Below are 17,437 nucleotides of genomic sequence, written 5' to 3'. Positions count from 1 at the left end.
GGGTCCCCGGCTGACCCGCCGCAGCCTGCGCAGCTCAAGCCTGCCGGAGCAGCGCCTCGGTGGCGCGACCGAGCAGGGGCGCCGCGGCCCCGTGGATCTCATGAAGCTGGCTGGCGCGCACGCTCGCGAGCTGCGGGATGGCGAGCCCGTCCATCGTGCCTTCCGCCCGCAGCAACGCATCGAAATGGGCCCAGAGGCCGGCATTCGCGGCAAAAGGGCCGCTGACAGCGATGCGGGTCGGAAAGAAGATGCGGCAGGCATTCGCCAGCGCGCGCGCCAGCAGCCGCGCCGCATCGTCGATCTCCGGCAGGCCGACGAGATCGCGCCCGGCCAGTTGCCGGGCGAGACGTGCCTCATCCTCCTCCAGATCGGGCCAGCGCGCGCGCAGCGCCGGCAGCAGCGACCACAGCGCGGCCCCGGTCTCGAGGCAGCCGGTGTTGCCGCAGCCGCAGCGCCGCCCGGCCAGGGTCGACATTCGCCAATGGCCGATCTCGCCGAACGAGCCGGCCGGCGCGAAGGGGCGCCCGTCCACGCCATAGGACAGGCCGACGCCCCAGCCCCAATGCAGCAGGAGCGTGCTGCCGGAGAATTGCTCCGGCTCGCGCACCGCCCGTGCCCGCAGCTCGGCATCGAGATTGCGGCAGATCTCGACCGGCCCGGCGATCGGCGCCAGCACGGCTGCGACGTCGAGGCCGCGCATGCGCGGCCAACGCGAGGCCAGCAGCCATTGTCCGCGCGGCAGGTCGATCAGGCCCGACAGCGAAACCGCCGTGCCGGCATGGCGCATGCCGGAAGGCATCGCCTCCAGCAGTTCCCTGGCCAGGGTAGCCATCACGGCGGCAATCGCGGCGTTGTCGGCATCGCGGCCGATCGTGATCGTCCGCTCCGCCACGAGATGGCCGGAGAGATCGACCAGCGCCCCGGACAGCGACTGGCTCGAGACATGGACCACCGAAGCCCCGATCCGCCGCGTATTGGCGAGGAGGATCGCGGCCGGACGGCCGCGGCCCGCCGTTTCTCCCATCGTTTCCAGCAGCAGCCGCCGGTCGACGAGGTCGGCGACCACCCGCGAGGTCGTGGTCGAGCGCAGGCCGAGCCGCCTGCCGATCTCGGAGCGTGAATGGGCGAGGCCCGTCATGACGAGGCGATAGACGCGGGCACAGTCGCGCTCATGGCTGAGCGTGAAGCGGCTCTCGTCGAGCGTCGTCAGAAACACGATCGTCGGCCTCCTATTCAGAACATTAGCGTTCAAAAATAGCTGTTGCCTTTCCGAACCGCAGCCATAAGCTCTCAAGACGATATAAAAAACAATCACATAGGCAAAGGTTCAAAAATCGCATGGTCGATATTCGCATCGTCCCCGACAAGGCGACGCTGGGCGCCAGGGCCGCCGCACTCGGTGCCCAGGCGATCCGCGAGGCACAAAGCCGCTTCGGCCATGCCAACATCATCGTCGCGACCGGCGCGAGCCAGTTCGAGCTGCTTCAGAACCTCGTCGCGGCCGAGGGCATCGACTGGTCGAAGGTGACGGCCTTCCATCTCGACGAATATGCCGGCCTCAGCGAGGAGCATCCCGCGAGCTTCCGGCGCTATCTGCGCCTGCGCTTCATGACCCCCCTCGGCAACGCACCCGCATTCGTGCCCGTCGACGGCGAGGGCGACCCGCAGGCCGAGACCACGCGCCTGAACGGGCTGATCGCCGGCAAGCGCATCGATGTCTGCTTCGCCGGAATCGGCGAGAACTGCCATATCGCCTTCAACGACCCACCGGCGGATTTCGACACCGAACAGCCCTATATCGTGGTGACGCTGGACGAGGGTTGCCGCCGCCAGCAATTCGGCGAGGGCTGGTTCCCGACGCTGGACGCCGTGCCCGAGCGCGCCATCTCGATGAGCGTCCGGCAGATCCTGAAAAGCGAACTGATCGTTCTCTCCGTCTCCGACGAGCGCAAGGCCCAGGCCGCCCGCGATGCGCTGGAAGGCCCGGTCAGCAACCTGCATCCCGCCTCGATCCTGCAGACGCACGCAAACACGGTGCTCTTCATCGATCCCCCCGCCGCTTCCCTGCTGAAAAGCGCCTGAGCGGAGAGAAAGGGATGCGCACGGCCGGCCTCATCGATCTCCAGGTCAACGGCTTCGCCGGCATCGACTTCAACGCCGGCGCCATCACGCCGGCCGAGATCGACCACGCGCTGGAGGCGATGCTGGCGACCGGCGTCACGCTCTGCCTGCCGACCATCATCACTGCCCATGCCGATGAGCTCGACCAGCGCTTCAAGGCGCTCGACGCGGCGATCAAGGCGAGCCGGCTCGGCCCGGCAATGTGCCCGGGCTACCATCTCGAAGGCCCCTTCCTGAACCCCTCGGCGGGCTATGCCGGCTGCCATCCCGCCGCGGCGATGACGGCGGCTGATCCCGGCCTCGTCGACCGTCTCGAAACCGGCCTCGCCCGGCCGATCCTGATGGTGACGCTGGCCCCCGAGGTCGAAGGCGTGCAGCGTCTCGTCTCGGGTCTCGTTCGCGCCGGCCGGGTCGTCGCGCTCGGCCATAGCGCGGCAGATTTCGACGCGGTCGCAGCCGCCGCCGATGCCGGGGCGACGCTCTCGACCCATCTCGGCAACGGCATGCCGCAGCAGCTCCACAAGCTGGTCAACCCGATCTTCGCCCAGCTCGCCGAGGACCGGCTCTGGGCGAGCTTCATCGCCGACGGCATCCATCTCCATCCCAGGGCGCTGCGCTCGCTGCTGCGGGCAAAGGGCCATGACCGCTCCATTCTCGTCACCGATGCGGTCTCTGCGGCGGCCTCGCGGCCCGGCAGCTACCCCTTCGCCGGCATGACGGTCGAGCTGCGCGAGGACGGCTCGGTGCGCCAGCCCGGCGCTGCCAACCTCGCCGGCTCCGCACTCTGCCTCGATCAGGCCGTCCGCAATCTCGTTTCCTGGGGCTTCGCGACACCGCGCGAGGCCATCGCGATGGCCTCGGATCACCCGCTCGCCGTGCTGCAGCCCGCCCTGCGCGCACGCGGCATGACGCCCGATCGCGGCACGGTCGACTGGTCCGACGACCTTGCCGTCACTGGCATCGATCTCGGCAGGATCCAGCGCCGCTTCGGCCATGCCGCAGATCTGGACATGCAAGCGACGACCTGAACCGAACAACGGCTGAACCATAAAAGGGGAGATCACCAGATGAGCCAAGATCCGACAGGCCTCGACCGCCGCACCGCCATCGATCGTCGCACCGTCCTGGGCGGCCTGACCGCGATGGCGACGGGGGCCGGTGGTGCGCTCGCCGCCTCGCCGCCCTTGCCTTCCGCCCCGGTGACGATCAGCGTCATCGACGTCGGCGGCGCACTCGCCCTGATGCAGAAGGCCTTCGAGGACTATCGCGCCGCCAACCCCAAGCTGGTCTCGCGGATCGCCTTCGTGAAGGCCCCCGCGCCCGAACTCGCCAGCAAGATCAAGGCGCAGCAGGAGGCCGGCCGCGCCGATCTCGATCTCGTCCTGACCGGCAGCGACGGGCTGGCGGCAGGCCTCGACCAGAAGCTCTGGCTCAAGGTCCTGCCCGATTTCAACGACAAGTTCCCGAACATCGAGGCGAATTACGAGCCGGCCGCGCTCGCTTTGCACAAGGTCCAGGGCGACGGCTTCGGCGTCGTGGTGAATTACTATCCCTCCGGCCCGCTGCTCGAATATGCCCCCGAGCGCGTCAAGGCTGTGCCGACCTCGGCCGAAGAACTGCTCGCCTGGGCCAAGGCCAATCCGAACCGCTTCATGTATGCCCGCCCGACCAATTCCGGCCCGGGCCGGACCTTCATGATGGGCCTGCCCTATATCCTCGGCGATAAGGACCCGCAGGACCCGGTCGGCGGCTGGGACAAGACTTGGGCCTATCTCCAGGAACTCGGGCAATACATCGAGTACTACCCCGCCGGCACCGGCGCGACGATGAAGGAATTCGGCGAGGGCTCGCGCGACATCATCATCTCGACCACCGGCTGGGACATCAACCCGCGCGCGCTCGGCATCGTGCCGAAATCGGCGAAGATCCAGACGCTGAAGGGCTTCCACTGGGTCTCGGATGCCTTCTTCATGTGCGTGCCCAAGGGCATCCCGAACGACCGGCTCGCCGTCGTCCTCGACATGATGGCCTATGTGCTCACCCCAAAGGCGCAGGCTTACGCCTATGACGAGGGCTATCTCTATCCGGGCCCGGCGGTGAAGAACGTACCGCTCTCGCTCGCCCCCAAGGCGAGCCAGGACGTTATCGCCGAGTTCGGCCGGCCGGAATATGCCGACCTGATCGCCAACAACCCGATCGAGCTGCCCCTGAAGCCCGACAAGATGGTCGTCGCCTTCCGCAAATGGGACGAACTGGTTGGGGCGAAACGGGCGAAGTAAGGCCGCCACATGCCGTCACGCTCGGGCTTGTCCCGAGCATCTTCTGCAAGAGATTCTCGGGCCGAAGCTGCGCTTCGCCCGAGAATGACAAGCGATGCCGCCTAGGACGCGAAGCGCAGCGCGATATCGGGCACGCGCGTGTCGTTTGCCGGCAGGGCGGGCGACGGCTCGCCCGGAACCGGCGGGTCGAGCAGGTCCTTGCGGACGAGGCTGATCTCGATCACCAGCGGGTCGCCATCGCCGTCGGTGCCGCCGAAATTATTGGCGTGCAGGAAGACGATCGCGAAATCCTTCATTCCATCGATGAAGCGCGCCACCCGCTCGCGATGCAGGTCGAGATCGTGCAGTTCCATCACGACACTGGTGACGCGGTCGGCATGCGCCACGATCTCGTCGAGGATGCGGTATTCCGAGCCCTCGATATCGATCTTGAGGCAGATATCGCGCTCGCCAAATTCGCGCATCAGCCCGGCGACGCTGACACCGCCCGGCTGGTCGTAGCCGATCCGGATCAACCTGTGCTCGACGCCGGGCTGGCCGAAGAAGCGGCGATAGCCGAAATAGCGCGTCAGCCGGTTCCAGCGCAGCCGCAGGATCTGCTCGACATAATAGCGCGCCCAGAAGGCGAAATTGACCGTATGGTCGAAGCAGACGATCCGCGCCCCGCCGAGCCGGCGAAACGCGTCCTCGAACCGCCAGTCGTCGTTCACGCCCATGCCGATCAGCAGCTTCGACGCAAGGACGGCGCGCTTCGAGACGATGTAGCCGCCGTCCCGCTCCGAACCGACGCGGACCAGCCCGCCCGCGGCGACGGGCTTCCAGGATGCAGGCAACATGGCGGAGACTCCTTCCGAAGGGAAAAACCCTAGCGGAGCGAGTCTTGTCGCTGGGTTAAGCCGTAGCTGCCCGCGCGCGCCTCCCCCGGCGCCTCAGAAGTCGCTCGCGATCCCCTTGACCTCCCAGTCGTCGTAGCGGACCGGCTCGAGTCCGCCGCGCCCGTTGATCTCGCGTGTCGAGCCGAGGTCGGCGGCCTTCGCATCGATCGCCGCCCGCCGTGCGGCTGCTTCGGCCAGCGCCCGTTCCGCCGCCGGCGGCAGCTTGCGGGCAGGCGCCTCCTCGGGCGCCGCCGGCGCCTTCGTCTCCTCGCTCTGCTGGCTCATCGGCTTGCTCTCTCTTGCAGGATCGGCACCGGCTTCACCACATAAGGCCCAAATCCGCATCCGGGGAGAGGCATGTCGCCGCGATCCGCGAATGTGGCCGATGGGGAAGACGATGAACTACATCCGCACCGGCATGCTGATGGCCGGCCTCACTGCGCTGTTCGGCGCGGTCGGTTACCTGCTCGGCGGCGGCAGCGGCATGCTCATGGCACTGGGTTTCGCTGCCGTCACCAATCTCTTCAGCTACTGGAATTCCGACAGGCTGGCGCTGGCCGCCCACAACGCCCACGAGGTCGACGAGCGCAGCGCGCCGGAACTCTACGGGATGGTGCGCGATCTCGCGGCCCGCGCGAACATGCCGATGCCTCGCGTCTATCTGATCGACGAGGACCAGCCCAACGCCTTCGCCACCGGGCGAAACCCGCAGAACGCCGCCGTCGCGGCGACGACCGGCATCATGCGCACGCTGAGCTATGAGGAGCTTGCCGGCGTGATGGCGCACGAGCTCGCCCATATCAGGAATCACGACACGCTGACGATGACGATCACCGCCACCATGGCCGGTGCGATCTCCTCGCTGGTGACCTTCGGGATGATGTTCGGCTCGCGCGAGAACCGGCCGAACGTCATCGTCCAGATCCTGCTCTCGATCCTGGCACCGCTGGCTGCGATGGTCATCCAGATGGCGATCTCGCGCTCGCGCGAATACGAGGCCGACAAGCTCGGCGGCGAGATCGTCGGCAATCCGGTCTGGCTCGCCGATGCGCTCGCCAAGATCGCGGGCGGCGTCGCGCATATTCCAAACGAGACGGCGGAGGCGAAGCCTGCTACGGCGCACATGTTCATCATCAATCCCCTGACTGGCGGCGGCATGGATTCCCTGTTCTCGACACACCCCGACACTGGCAATCGAATCGCCGCGCTGATGGAGCAGGCCCGCGCCATGGGGATCGGTGCCCATGCAGGCGGCGGCTTCATGAGCCAGGCCGCGCAGAGCCCCTGGAGCGGTTCCGGCTCGGGCCACCAGCCCGGCCCCTGGGGCTGATCCGGTGGCGAAGGGAATCACGCAAGACGATCGCGGCCAGGTCCAGCAGGACGACGACAGCCGGACCGGCGCAGCGACGGTGCCGGGCCTTCCGGCCCGCCGGCTGGCTGCCGCCGTCATCGACGAGGTCCTGCGCGCAAGGCTGGCGCTGGACGACACCCATGAGCGGCTGGCGCCATCCTACGGGCTGGATGCAGCCGACAGCGCGCTGGCCCGCGCCATCGCGATCACGGCCTTCCGGCACCTCGGCACCATTCAGGAGGCGATCAATGCCAGGCTCGAGCGCGGTAGCCCGCGCAATTCGGGCCTCTTCGAGCCGATCATGGTCGCAGCCGCCGCCCAGATCCTCTTTCTCGACGTGCCCGACCACGCCGCCGTCGATCTCGCCATCCGCCATCTGCATGAGGACACCCGGTCTTCCCGCTATGTCGCGCTCGGCAATGCGCTGCTGAGGCGTCTCGCCCGCGAGCGCGAGGCGATCCTGGCGGAAGCGGTCGATCCCTTCCTCGACACGCCCGAATGGCTCGCCGAGAGCTGGATGGAGCGCTATGGCGAGGACGCCGCCGCCGCCATCGCGCAAAGCCACCGCAACGAGCCCCCGCTCGATATCTCCGTGAAGGACGATGCCGCAGGCTGGGCCGAGAAGCTGGACGGCGTCCTGCTGCCGACCGGGTCCGTGCGCCTGCGCGAACGCCAGGCCATCACCGGCCTGCCCGGCTTCGACGAAGGCGCCTGGTGGGTGCAGGATGCCGCCGCCGCGCTGCCGGTGCGCCTGCTGGCGCCCAAGCCGGGCGAGCGCATCGCCGATCTCTGCGCCGCCCCCGGCGGCAAGACCGCGCAGCTCGCCGCGCTGGGAGCGACGGTCACGGCGGTCGATCGCTCCGGCCCGCGCCTGCGCCGCCTCAGGGCCAATCTGGAGCGGCTCGGCCTCTCCGCCGAGATCGTCGTGAAGGACGCCACCCTCTGGGAGGCCGAACCCTTCGATGCCGTGCTGCTCGACGCGCCCTGCAGCGCCACAGGCACGATCCGGCGCCACCCCGACGTCGCCTGGACCAAGTCCCCGGAGGATCGCGACAAGCTCGTTGCCCTGCAGGCACGCCTGCTCGAGGCAGCGGCGCGCCTGACGCGGCCGGGCGGACGGCTGATCTACTGCACCTGCTCGCTCGAGCCGCAGGAGGGCGAGGAGCAGATCGAAGCCTTTCTGAAGGCCCACCCTGACTTCGCCCGCAAGCCAATCGATCCGGCCGAGATCGGCGGCCTTTCCGAGGCGATCGACAACAGCGGCGACCTGCGCACCCTGCCCCACCAGCTCCGCAACGAGACGCCCCGTCTCTCGGGATGGAGCGGATTTTACGCAAGCCGCCTGATCAGGCTATGACCATGCGGGGATTCGCATCGGCTGATGGCACCAGGCGTAATGGGTACGGGGCGTATTGGGGCATTGAACGGCTGGTCTGAGCGCAGGGGTTTGGCGCAGGCCGCGATCGGGCGGGCGGCGCGGCGGACCCGTGGCCAGCTCGTCGGTTTCGCGCGCAAGCTCTGGCCCTTCGGCCGCTCGTCCGCAACGCGCCTGCTCTTCGCGCCGCATGACCTGCGCACCTCGGACCCGACCACGGCCGGCGACATCTATGCCGGTTACTACGCCTTCTCCGGCCGCACGCTGCGCACGCATGGCGAATCGCCTTTCGACAGCGAGCCGCCGAGCGAGGCCTGGGCCGAGGCGCTGCACGGCTTCGGCTGGCTGCGGCACATGCACGCCGCCGACACCGCGATCGCCCGCGCCAATGCCCGCGCGCTGGTCGACGACTTCATCACCCGGCGGCGCGACCGCAACGAGATCGCCCGGCGTCCGGCGGTCGCGGCGCGGCGGCTGATCTCCTTCCTGTCGCATTCGCCGCTGCTGCTGGAAGGCGCAGACCATGTCTTCTACGAGCGCTTCCTGCGCCATGTCTCGCGGCTGGCCGATCGGCTGAACCTCGCACTGGCCGGCGCGGTCGAGGGCTCCGCGCGGCTCAACTGCCTGATCGCCGTCGCCTTCGCCGCGATCTGTCTCGACGGCCAGGATGGGCGCCGAAAGCGGCTCGAATTCCAGCTCTCCGACGAACTCGACCACCAGATCCTGCCCGATGGCGGCCATCTCAGCCGCAACCCGCGTCTGCTGATCGAATTGCTGCTCGACCTGCTGCCGCTGCGCGAGACCTTCATGGCGCGCGGCATCGAGCCGCCCCGCGGCGTGCTGATGGCGATCGAGCGGATGATGCCGCATCTGCGCCTGTTCCGTCACGGCGATGGCGCGCTCGCCCTGTTCAACGGCATGGGCACGACCCCGCCCGACCTGATGGCGACGCTCGCCGCCTATGACGACGCCCGCGCCCGGCCGATCGAGCAGGCGGCCTATGCCGGCTACAGCCGCCTCTCCGGCGAGCGCAGCATCGTCGTGATCGATGCGGGCGCACCGCCGCGCGGAGCCCATTCCGTCGAAGCGCATGCCGGCTGCCTCGCCTTCGAATTCTCCAGCGGCGCCCAGCGGATCGTCGTCAATTGCGGCACCAGCCGCTACGGCTCGGCCGAATTGCGGCTCGCCGCCCGCAGCACGGCGGCGCATTCCACCGTGACGCTCGACGACCGCTCCAGCGCCGCCTTCGGGCTTGTTCTGGGCGAGATGCGGGTCGTCGCCGGGCCCGCCGATGTCCGCGTCGCAAGGCAGGACGCCGAGGCGGGTCAGGAGTGGGTCGGCAGTCATGACGGTTATCGCCGCGGCCTCGGTGCCGTGCATACGCGCCGCCTGCTGCTCGCCCGCGATGGCGCCACGCTGACCGGCGAGGACGAGATCACGCTCGGCGGAACGCCCTCCGGCCTGCCGGCCGTGGCCCGCTTCCATCTGCACCCCTCGATCAGGCCGAGCCTGATCCGCGAGGGAGCGGGCGCCATGCTGGCGCTGCCCAATGGCGAGGTCTGGGCCTTCGAGGCCTCGGGCCTGCAGGTCTCGATCGAGGAGAGCATCTTCCTTGCAGCCGCCGATGGCCGGCGCCGCACCGAACAGCTCAGCGTTGCTTTCGACGCGGTGGCGACGCCGCGCATCGCCTGGCGGTTCAGCCGCATCGTTGCCGCCGCGGCATCGACCGGGCGGTTCAGGCCGCCGCCACCCGATACCGGAACGCCGCCGGAGCCGGCGCAGGACGCATGATCCGCCCGCGTCGGCATTCTTTGCTTTGCGCGCCGCAGCATGATAGCTCGCGCCAACCGCCTGCCTCATCAATTCTGGACATGCCCCGATGCCGACCGAGCTTCGCCGCGTCGAACGCGCACTCCTTTCCGTCTCCGACAAGACCGGGCTGATCGATTTCGCGCGTGCGCTGAACCTCCTCGGCATCGCGCTGGTCTCGACCGGCGGCACCGCCAAGGCGCTCGCCGAAGCCGGGCTGCCCGTCACCGACGTCTCCGATCTGACCGGCTTCCCGGAGATGATGGACGGCCGCGTCAAGACGCTGCATCCCAAGGTCCATGGCGGGCTGCTGGCGATCCGCTCGCATCCCGAGCACCAGGCCTCGATGCTCGGCCACGGCATCGCTCCGATCGACCTGCTCGTCGTCAACCTCTACCCCTTCGAGGCGACGGTCGCTGCAGCCAAGCCCTATGACGACTGTATCGAGAACATCGACATCGGCGGGCCGGCGATGATCCGCGCCGCCGCCAAGAACCACAACGACGTCGCGGTCGTCGTCGATGCCGCCGACTACGCCACCGTGCTCAGCGATCTCCAGTCCCACAAGGGCGCGACCACGCTGACGCTGCGCCGCAAGCTCGCCCAGAAGGCCTATGCCCGCACCGCGGCATACGACGCCGCGATCTCGAACTGGTTTGCGGGCGAGCTCGGCGACACCGCCCCGGCTTTTCGCGCGCTCGGCGGCCATCTGGCCGAGACCATGCGCTATGGCGAGAACCCGCATCAATGGGCAGCCTTCTACCGCACGCCGGGCAGCCGCCCCGGTGTCTCGACCGCCCGCCAGGTCCAGGGCAAGCAGCTCTCCTACAACAACATCAACGACACCGACGCCGCCTTCGAATGCGTCGCCGAGTTCGACCCCGCGGCGTCGGCGGCCTGCGTCATCGTCAAGCACGCCAATCCCTGCGGTGTCGCCACGGGCGGCTCGCCGCTTGAGGCCTATGAGCGGGCCCTGGCCTGCGACCCGGTCTCGGCCTTTGGCGGCATCGTCGCTCTCAACCGTAAGCTCGATGCGCAGGCGGCCCGGAAGATCGTCGAGGTTTTCACCGAGGTGATCATCGCGCCCGACGCCGACGAGGAGGCGATCGCCCTGATCGCCGCCAAGAAGAACCTGCGCCTGCTGCTCACCGGCGGCCTGCCGGATGTGCGCGCCCCCGGCCTCTCGCTGCGCACCGTCTCGGGCGGCTTCCTGGCCCAGGCCCGCGACAACGCCGTGGTCGACGACATGGAGCTCAGGGTCGTGACGAAGCGCCAGCCGAGCGAAGCCGAACTCGCCGATCTGCGCTTCGCCTTCCGCGTCGCCAAGCATGTCAAGTCGAACGCCATCGTCTATGTGAAGGACGGGGCCACCGTCGGCATCGGCGCCGGCCAGATGAGCCGGGTCGATTCCTCGCGCATCGCCGCCTGGAAGGCCGGAGAGGCGGCGAAGGCCGCGGGTCTGTCCGAGACGCTGGCCAAGGGTTCGGTCGTTGCGTCCGACGCCTTCTTTCCCTTCGCCGACGGCCTGCTGGCCGCAGCCGAAGCGGGCGCCACGGCGGTGATCCAGCCTGGCGGCTCGATGCGCGACGACGAGGTCATCAAGGCGGCCGACGAGGCCGGCCTCGCCATGGTCTTCACCGGCCACCGTCATTTCCGGCACTGAGCCCTTTCCGGCAGCGAGGATGGAGGCCGCATGCACACGCTGAAGATCATCGCGGCAGGCTTCGCGCTGCTCGGAGCGCTGCATTTCCTGGCGCGCCGGCTGAAGCTCGGCGGCGGCGACCCGACAGGTTTCGCCGTCAAGCTCTTCCTGCCGCTCTGGCTCGTCGCCTCGCTCGTCAATCTCTGGGTCGGCGTCAACCGCGCCGGCTATACGCTCCTGCAGGAGATGCCGTTCTTCTCGCTCGTCTTTGGCCTGCCGGCAGCCTTCGCGATCCTGCTCTTCCTGAAGTTCCGGTAGCGCGATGAGCCTCGACTCGGTCCGCGCCTTCTTTGCCGCGCACGCTCCCGACATCGCGATCATCGAGACGGCAGAGAGCAGCGCGACGGTCGCGCTCGCCGCCGCAGCCCATGGCGTCGAGCCGGCGCGCATCGCCAAGACGCTCTCGCTGCGCATCGGCGAGCGCGTCGTGCTGGTGGTGGCGCGCGGCGATGCCAGGCTCGACAACCGCAAGGCCAAGGCCGCGCTCGGCGGAAAACCGCGCATGCTGGATGCTGACGAGGTCGTCGCTCTGACCGGGCACCCCGTCGGCGGCGTCTGCCCCTTCGGACTGGCTACCCTCTTGCCGGTCTACTGCGATGTCTCGCTCAAGAGCTTCGACGAGGTCGTGCCCGCCGCCGGCTCGACGCAGAGCGCCGTCCGCATCGCGCCAGAGCGCATGGCCGCGCTGACGGGCGCGCAATGGGTCGATGTCTGCCAGGACCTGATCTGACCAGGACCTGATCTGACCAGGACCTGATCTGACCAGGACCTGATCTGACCAGGACCTGATCTGACCAGGACTTGGCCTGATCAGGGTTTGGCCTGACGCGCAGGATCAGGTTTTGGCTGCGAGCCGCTGCGTCAGCGCCATGGCGGCGGCCGGATTACGGACCTTGTCGCCGCTGATCACATACAGAAAGACATCGCGCGGGCCTGTCTTGGGAAGTGCCGCGCCGACCGTCTCCAGCCCCTCCGGCACCGCGCCTTTCGCCCAGACACGAGCGCGCTCGACCCATCGCTCGAGATCGGCATCGGAATAGCCGTTCGGCTCGGCCTCCTTCGTGCCCATGATACGGGCATAGACGAAGGGGGCCGTGACGTCCGCGATCTGCGTGTAGTCGGAATCCGCCGAGGTGATCACGGCGACGTCGTATCCCCGCAGGAGCGCGATGAAATCGGGCGTCTGGAAGCTGTCGTGTCGCACCTCGACGGCATGCCGGACCGGAACACCGTCGACCGTCTGCGGCAGCAGCTTGAGAAAGGCCTCGAAATCTGTTGGATCGAAGCGCTTCGCCGGCATGAACTGCCAGTTGATCGGCCCCAGCTTCTCCTTCAGCTCCATCACGCCGCCGCTGAAGAACTTCTCGATGGAGGGCGCCGCTTCCGCCAGCACACGGCGGTTGGTGATGTAGCGCGAGCCTTTCAGCGCGAAAACGAAGCCTTCAGGCGTCTCCGCTCGCCATCTGGCGAAGCTCTCGGGCTTCTGCGAGCCATAATAGGTGCCGTTGATCTCGATCGAGTCGAGCCGCTCCCCGGCATATTCGAGTTCGCGCTTCTGCGGCAGGCCGTCCGGATAGAACGTCCCGCGCCAGGGCTCGAACACCCAGCCGCCGATCCCGACCCTGATCTTGCCCTCTGCTGCCGTCATTTCGGGTCCCCCGGGCCGGATACGCTTGCCGGCGAATGCGCCAGGGCCGTTCCCTGTCTCCGTAGGCAACATAGCAGCCCCGGCGGCGGCGCTGAACCGGCCTGGCGACATCCGATGTCAGCAGCGGCTTGTCGGTCCTTTCAGCACCCTACCGCAGGCTGGAACGATCGACCGGGGGTCAGGCGGCGTCTCGCCGGCCGCGATCCTTTGGAGGCAGCGATCGGCTTTAAGCTATCCTGGCGTCGGCGCCACGCGCAAAAAGCCCTCGCAGCGGAGCTGCGAGGGCTTTTTGAATGGTTGGTTGCGGGGGCTCGCTCTAAGCGCCGTTTCATTCACGTAGCGTGGGATATCGGACCTAAACCAGAGGCGCCGTAGCCGCTCGGCCTGAGCGGATTTACGGCAAATCCGGCATCGGTTCGATCCCGCTTCGGGATTGAAATGCCTTCCAAACGAGGACCAAAAACTACGCCAGTCTCAATAAGGCTGACGGAGGAGGAGCGGAGCCGTCTCGTCGCGGAAGCGGGGAAACGGACGCTGGGCGAGTACATTCGCACGCGACTCTTCAATGGCGAAAACCGTCCTCGCCGGTGGCAGGAACCGACGGCCAATGCGCGGCAAGTCGCGCATGTCTTGGCCATACTCGGACAATCCGATCTGGCGCCGATGCTCCGCGAAATGCTCCAGGCAGCCCGCGTTGGCGCCCTCCCCGTCAATCAAGAAACAGAAGAAGCGATCCGGTCGGCCTGCAACGCCACGCTTGAAATCCGTGAGCGACTGATGGTCGGCCTCGGCCTGATCGAAGGAGGCGCAGATGATCATTAAAGCGTCACAGCGCGCGGGCGGAAAAGCGCTCGCCGTGCATCTCATGCGCGACGACGAGAATGATCATGTTCATGTTCACGAAGTCAGGGGCTTCATGGGCGAGGATGTCGAAAGCGCATTTCGGGAGGCCTATGCCATCAGCAAAGGCACGAAGTGCCGGCAGTTCCTTTTTTCATGCAGCTTCAATCCGCCGGAAGGCGAGACGGCGACCGTTGCGGATTTCGAGCGCGCGATCGGTGCGGCGGAAGAAAAGCTCGGCTTGACTGGTCAGCCGCGCGTCATCGTCTTCCATGAGAAACAGGGGCGACGCCATGCCCATTGCGTATGGTCGCGGATCAAGGCGGACGAGATGCGCGCGGTGAACATGCCGCATTTCAAAATGAAGCTGAAGGATCTGACGCGCGAGCTTTTTATCGAGCATGGCTGGAAGATGCCACGTGGGCTCGTGAACAGCGAGGAGCGCAACCCCCTGAATTTCTCACGGGAAGAATGGCAGCAGGCCAAGCGGATCAGCCGCGATCCGCGCACGATCAAGGCCATTTTTCAGGATTGCTGGGCGATCTCAGATTCCGCTAAGGCGTTCGTACAGGCGATGGAAGCACGCGGCTATTACGTCGCGCGTGGGGACCGGCGGGCATTTGTCACCCTCGATCACACGGGTGAAGTTTACGCGATCGCCCGCTGGGCAGATGTCAAAACGAAGGAAGTGAACGCACGCCTCGGCGAGCCCGCTGGCTACCCTACTGTCACTGACGTGAAAGAACGTCTGGCACGGGAGGTCAGTGTGAAATTGATGCGCTTCGCAGCGGAAGCGAAGAGCGAGTTCAATGAAGCGCGGCTCGGCCTCCAGGAACAGAAGCGCAAGCTCGTTGCATGGCAACGCCATGAACGTCAGATTCAGATGGAGCTACACACTGTCCGGCAAACGCAGGAAGCGCGCATCCGGCATGAACGCTTCAGCAGCGGGTTTCTGAGAGGGATTTGGGACCGGATCACGGGGCGTCACGCTGAGATACGGCGCCACAACGAGGCCGAACTTTTACGCGCGCATCAGCGGGATCGTGCTGAGCAGCAGGCCTTGATCGAACGGCAGCTGCATGACCGCCGTTTGCTCCATCGCCAGATCCGAGAGCACGAGCAGCGCTTGGAAAGCGAGTTGCAATTACTCCAGGAGCCTGGAGACCATGCGCGCGTGCCCGAGCAATTGGTGGAATTGTACGTCGCAGGCGCTGTGCGCAGAATGCGTAGGCGACGCGACATTTCGCCGACCTAACTTTTGTCTCGTGATCGACGGCAAAATAGCTGGCGCTTGGTCAAGGACAGCCAGCTGCCAGGGCTTTGAGAGTCTCGGGACGAATGTCTAGTTCGTAGATATCGCCTGAATCTTGGGACTGCCCGATCACAGTTTTTTGCCCAGCGTCGTAGAACGTCCAAACGCCCGTACCCATCTGCTCGGAAAAGTTGATATCAATTTTCAATACCTCTTTGCTGGATCTGCCCATAAATTTCAAAGCAGGACCGATTGATGTAAATGTCGAAATAGATTCCAAAGATCCATTAAATGAATACGACGATCTGCAACGATTTATCTTCTCTCCTTTTCGATCGGTGATCAAAAATCCCTTGCTGCCTTTCTGACGCTCGGCCGTGATTTTTCGACCTTCGAGCTGTATATCAATTTTCATTACGGAAGAGGGATCAAATGCCAATAATTCTTCTCGGACGCGCGATTCATCTGCAATGGCAGATCCGGCCTGCAACAGCACAGACACTATAAGTGTCGAAATAAAACTTCTTATGCGTTTCAAATTATATCACCCTCCTTAAATCACCGTCACACTCGTTTTGACCTGAGCCCATTTATAAATTCGCTTTGCATCTTCCTCTTGCAATCTAACACAGCCATGCGAACCAAACCAGTCGCTTGCGTTTTTCTTTAAAGATCTTGTGACATGGAATCCGGGCGCATGGTACTGATGAATAGCTTTTCCATCGGTCGTAAAAAACAATGCGAAGTGCATTTTTACACCGTACGCTTTGCTTACGTGGTTTTTACTTTTCCAAATGATGTAGAAGACACCTTTGTCGGTCGGATGGTCAGCATCCCCCGTCATGCAGTCAAATGTAAACGCTTTTTTGGTGCCCTCATAAGCCACCAACTGCTGGTCCTTTAAGCTCACCACGATGCGCTTGGCCATCCCCCGCAAAACTCCAATTCAGCGCTGTGAATGAAAGGACGTTACGTCAGTAAGGCATCATTCTGCCGGCGGGAACAGCCCTGGCATCCAGCGATCCGCGTATTTCGCGGGGAATGCCAGAAACAGCGGGCTTCGCGTCGTCTCGGAACTGATCACGCCGGCATCGAGCAGTGAGGATGTAACGCGCCGCGCCGCGCGATCACTAAGGCCGAGAAGGGGCGCGATCTCGCCGCGCTCCAGTGAGCCTTGATAAAGAAGAGCTTTCAGCACGATATCGGACTTCGCTGGCAACACTTCCGCGCGCATTTGCTCTTCGGTCCAGATCATGATGCGGTCACGCAACCGGTCCGGCTTCATCAGCCCTTCCATAAAGTCGACCTGATCGATGCAGGCTTCCAGGAAGAAGCACGTGAATTTCGCAAGCTCTTCCTCACTCAGTGTCCCGCGCCCATCAAGGTCGTTACGGCGTGGAAGATCGCAGGCGGCGAGATGCGCCTTGTAGGCCGTTTCCTTGCGAGCTAGGCCGCGCGCGACGGACCACAACCCCCTCGTGTCGAGCGCGCGCAAAAGCATGGCATACGACATCAATCGCGCGACGCGGCCGTTCCCGTCGATAAACGGGTGGACCCAAAGAAGCCGATGGTGTCCGCACGCGGCAGCAAGAATGGATTCGATCTTGCCGAGCCGGCCATAGGCCTGATGCATCCGGTCCAGGAAGCGGGGAACAGCGCCGGGGCTGATCGCGACCAGCCGCCCGACCTGCACGTCGCGCTCCCGCAACGCGCCCGGCACAATCTCGAACCGCTCGTGCGTGACAGGATCTTCAACCGTAAGCAGCTCAGCAGGCAGCAGCTCGCAGAACCGTTTGTGGATGTCGCAGATGACCGCCGGGTCGGTGGCGCTGCCCGGAATACCGCCGTCGTCGATCCACTTCTGGACGGTGATGTGCGCTTTCGCCTCGAGCTGAAGATTGCGCTTGCCGGGGTTGGCGCTGTAGTCGCCCGCAAGCGCGCGTTCAATATCGACCGGGTGCGTGTTATGGCCTTCGATGAGATTGCTGTAGTAGCAATTCATCGAACGCACGAGATCGGCGAGTGCGGTCGCGATCGATTCCGGCAGGCTGCGGCGAAACCCCTCCGAGCGCTTTGCGAGCTCTAATGCTAGATCGTTGAGGTCATCTCGCGCCTTATTACCGCTTGAAACCATCAGCGGTTCGAAAAGGCCTATTCCCTCATTATCGTCTCTTAAAGGCATATC

The 17,437-nt window shown here is 65.7% G+C and carries 18 protein-coding genes; 10 read left to right on the top strand and 8 right to left on the bottom strand.

The window, feature by feature from the left end; all coding sequences use genetic code 11:
* Positions 1–34: 34 nt before the first annotated feature.
* Complete coding sequence (locus C8D03_RS10130; protein WP_108046144.1) at positions 35–1,216, bottom strand: ROK family protein; 1,182 nt, start codon at positions 1,214–1,216, stop codon at positions 35–37.
* A gap of 122 nt (positions 1,217–1,338) precedes the next feature.
* On the opposite strand from C8D03_RS10130, the gene C8D03_RS10125 reads away from it, so the two are divergent.
* The 3 genes from C8D03_RS10125 to C8D03_RS10115 are packed head-to-tail and all read left to right on the top strand — an operon-like array spanning position 1,339 to position 4,400.
* Entirely contained in the window at positions 1,339–2,082 is a 744-nt protein-coding gene (locus C8D03_RS10125) for a glucosamine-6-phosphate deaminase (protein WP_108046143.1), read from the top strand.
* Positions 2,083–2,096: 14 nt separating this feature from the next.
* Positions 2,097–3,149: an N-acetylglucosamine-6-phosphate deacetylase gene (locus tag C8D03_RS10120; protein WP_108046142.1), complete on the top strand. Its 1,053-nt coding sequence runs from the start codon at positions 2,097–2,099 to the stop codon at positions 3,147–3,149.
* A 39-nt stretch (positions 3,150–3,188) separates the two neighbouring features.
* Complete coding sequence (locus C8D03_RS10115; protein WP_181300843.1) at positions 3,189–4,400, top strand: extracellular solute-binding protein; 1,212 nt, start codon at positions 3,189–3,191, stop codon at positions 4,398–4,400.
* A 101-nt stretch (positions 4,401–4,501) separates the two neighbouring features.
* Here C8D03_RS10115 and C8D03_RS10110 read toward each other — a convergent pair whose 3' ends face one another.
* Positions 4,502–5,236: a hypothetical protein gene (locus C8D03_RS10110; RefSeq protein WP_108046141.1), complete on the bottom strand. Its 735-nt coding sequence runs from the start codon at positions 5,234–5,236 to the stop codon at positions 4,502–4,504.
* A gap of 93 nt (positions 5,237–5,329) precedes the next feature.
* The gene (locus C8D03_RS10105) at positions 5,330–5,560 is read right to left on the bottom strand and encodes a DUF1674 domain-containing protein (RefSeq protein ID WP_108046140.1); all 231 of its coding nucleotides are present in this window, start codon (positions 5,558–5,560) and stop codon (positions 5,330–5,332) included.
* Between the two features lie 112 nt (positions 5,561–5,672).
* On the opposite strand from C8D03_RS10105, the gene htpX reads away from it, so the two are divergent.
* The 6 genes from htpX (at position 5,673) to C8D03_RS10075 (ending at position 12,242) form a co-directional block, all read left to right on the top strand.
* The gene (htpX, locus tag C8D03_RS10100) at positions 5,673–6,605 is read left to right on the top strand and encodes a zinc metalloprotease HtpX (protein ID WP_108051468.1); all 933 of its coding nucleotides are present in this window, start codon (positions 5,673–5,675) and stop codon (positions 6,603–6,605) included.
* Between the two features lie 4 nt (positions 6,606–6,609).
* Positions 6,610–7,983, top strand: coding sequence for an RsmB/NOP family class I SAM-dependent RNA methyltransferase (locus C8D03_RS10095; RefSeq protein ID WP_248308418.1), 1,374 nt, complete (start codon positions 6,610–6,612; stop codon positions 7,981–7,983).
* A gap of 90 nt (positions 7,984–8,073) precedes the next feature.
* On the top strand, positions 8,074–9,792 hold the full coding sequence (locus C8D03_RS10090) for a heparinase II/III family protein (protein WP_181300841.1): 1,719 nt from the start codon (positions 8,074–8,076) through the stop codon (positions 9,790–9,792).
* An 88-nt stretch (positions 9,793–9,880) separates the two neighbouring features.
* A complete protein-coding gene (purH, locus tag C8D03_RS10085; protein WP_108046138.1) occupies positions 9,881–11,473 on the top strand; it encodes a bifunctional phosphoribosylaminoimidazolecarboxamide formyltransferase/IMP cyclohydrolase in 1,593 nt (530 codons plus the stop codon).
* Between the two features lie 30 nt (positions 11,474–11,503).
* Complete coding sequence (locus C8D03_RS10080; RefSeq protein ID WP_108046137.1) at positions 11,504–11,770, top strand: hypothetical protein; 267 nt, start codon at positions 11,504–11,506, stop codon at positions 11,768–11,770.
* Between the two features lie 4 nt (positions 11,771–11,774).
* Complete coding sequence (locus tag C8D03_RS10075) at positions 11,775–12,242, top strand: YbaK/EbsC family protein (protein WP_108046136.1); 468 nt, start codon at positions 11,775–11,777, stop codon at positions 12,240–12,242.
* 105 nt (positions 12,243–12,347) lie between these two features.
* On the opposite strand, the gene C8D03_RS10070 is transcribed toward C8D03_RS10075, so the two are convergent.
* Positions 12,348–13,160, bottom strand: coding sequence for a DUF72 domain-containing protein (locus C8D03_RS10070; protein WP_108046135.1), 813 nt, complete (start codon positions 13,158–13,160; stop codon positions 12,348–12,350).
* Between the two features lie 474 nt (positions 13,161–13,634).
* On the bottom strand, positions 13,635–13,979 hold the full coding sequence (locus tag C8D03_RS10065) for a hypothetical protein (RefSeq protein ID WP_108046134.1): 345 nt from the start codon (positions 13,977–13,979) through the stop codon (positions 13,635–13,637).
* On the opposite strand from C8D03_RS10065, the gene C8D03_RS10060 reads away from it, so the two are divergent.
* Complete coding sequence (locus C8D03_RS10060; RefSeq protein WP_108046133.1) at positions 13,972–15,255, top strand: relaxase/mobilization nuclease domain-containing protein; 1,284 nt, start codon at positions 13,972–13,974, stop codon at positions 15,253–15,255. The two genes, C8D03_RS10065 and C8D03_RS10060, sit on opposite strands and share 8 nt — an antisense overlap.
* Positions 15,256–15,295: 40 nt before the next feature.
* Here C8D03_RS10060 and C8D03_RS26095 read toward each other — a convergent pair whose 3' ends face one another.
* The 3 genes from C8D03_RS26095 to C8D03_RS10050 are packed head-to-tail and all read right to left on the bottom strand — an operon-like array spanning position 15,296 to position 17,386.
* On the bottom strand, positions 15,296–15,754 hold the full coding sequence (locus tag C8D03_RS26095; protein ID WP_146170136.1) for a hypothetical protein: 459 nt from the start codon (positions 15,752–15,754) through the stop codon (positions 15,296–15,298).
* Positions 15,755–15,805: 51 nt separating this feature from the next.
* Positions 15,806–16,180 carry a L,D-transpeptidase gene (locus C8D03_RS10055; protein ID WP_108046132.1) on the bottom strand — a complete coding sequence of 125 codons (375 nt, stop codon included), beginning with the start codon at positions 16,178–16,180 and terminating at the stop codon, positions 15,806–15,808.
* Positions 16,181–16,237: 57 nt separating this feature from the next.
* Entirely contained in the window at positions 16,238–17,386 is a 1,149-nt protein-coding gene (locus C8D03_RS10050; protein ID WP_248308417.1) for a Fic family protein, read from the bottom strand.
* Between the last annotated feature and the right edge of the window lie 51 nt (positions 17,387–17,437).

The sequence above is a fragment of the Bosea sp. 124 genome, from assembly GCF_003046175.1.
Classification (GTDB): domain Bacteria; phylum Pseudomonadota; class Alphaproteobacteria; order Rhizobiales; family Beijerinckiaceae; genus Allobosea.
Note: the sequence above shows the minus strand (reverse complement) of the source record. Positions and strands in the feature narration are given on the sequence as shown.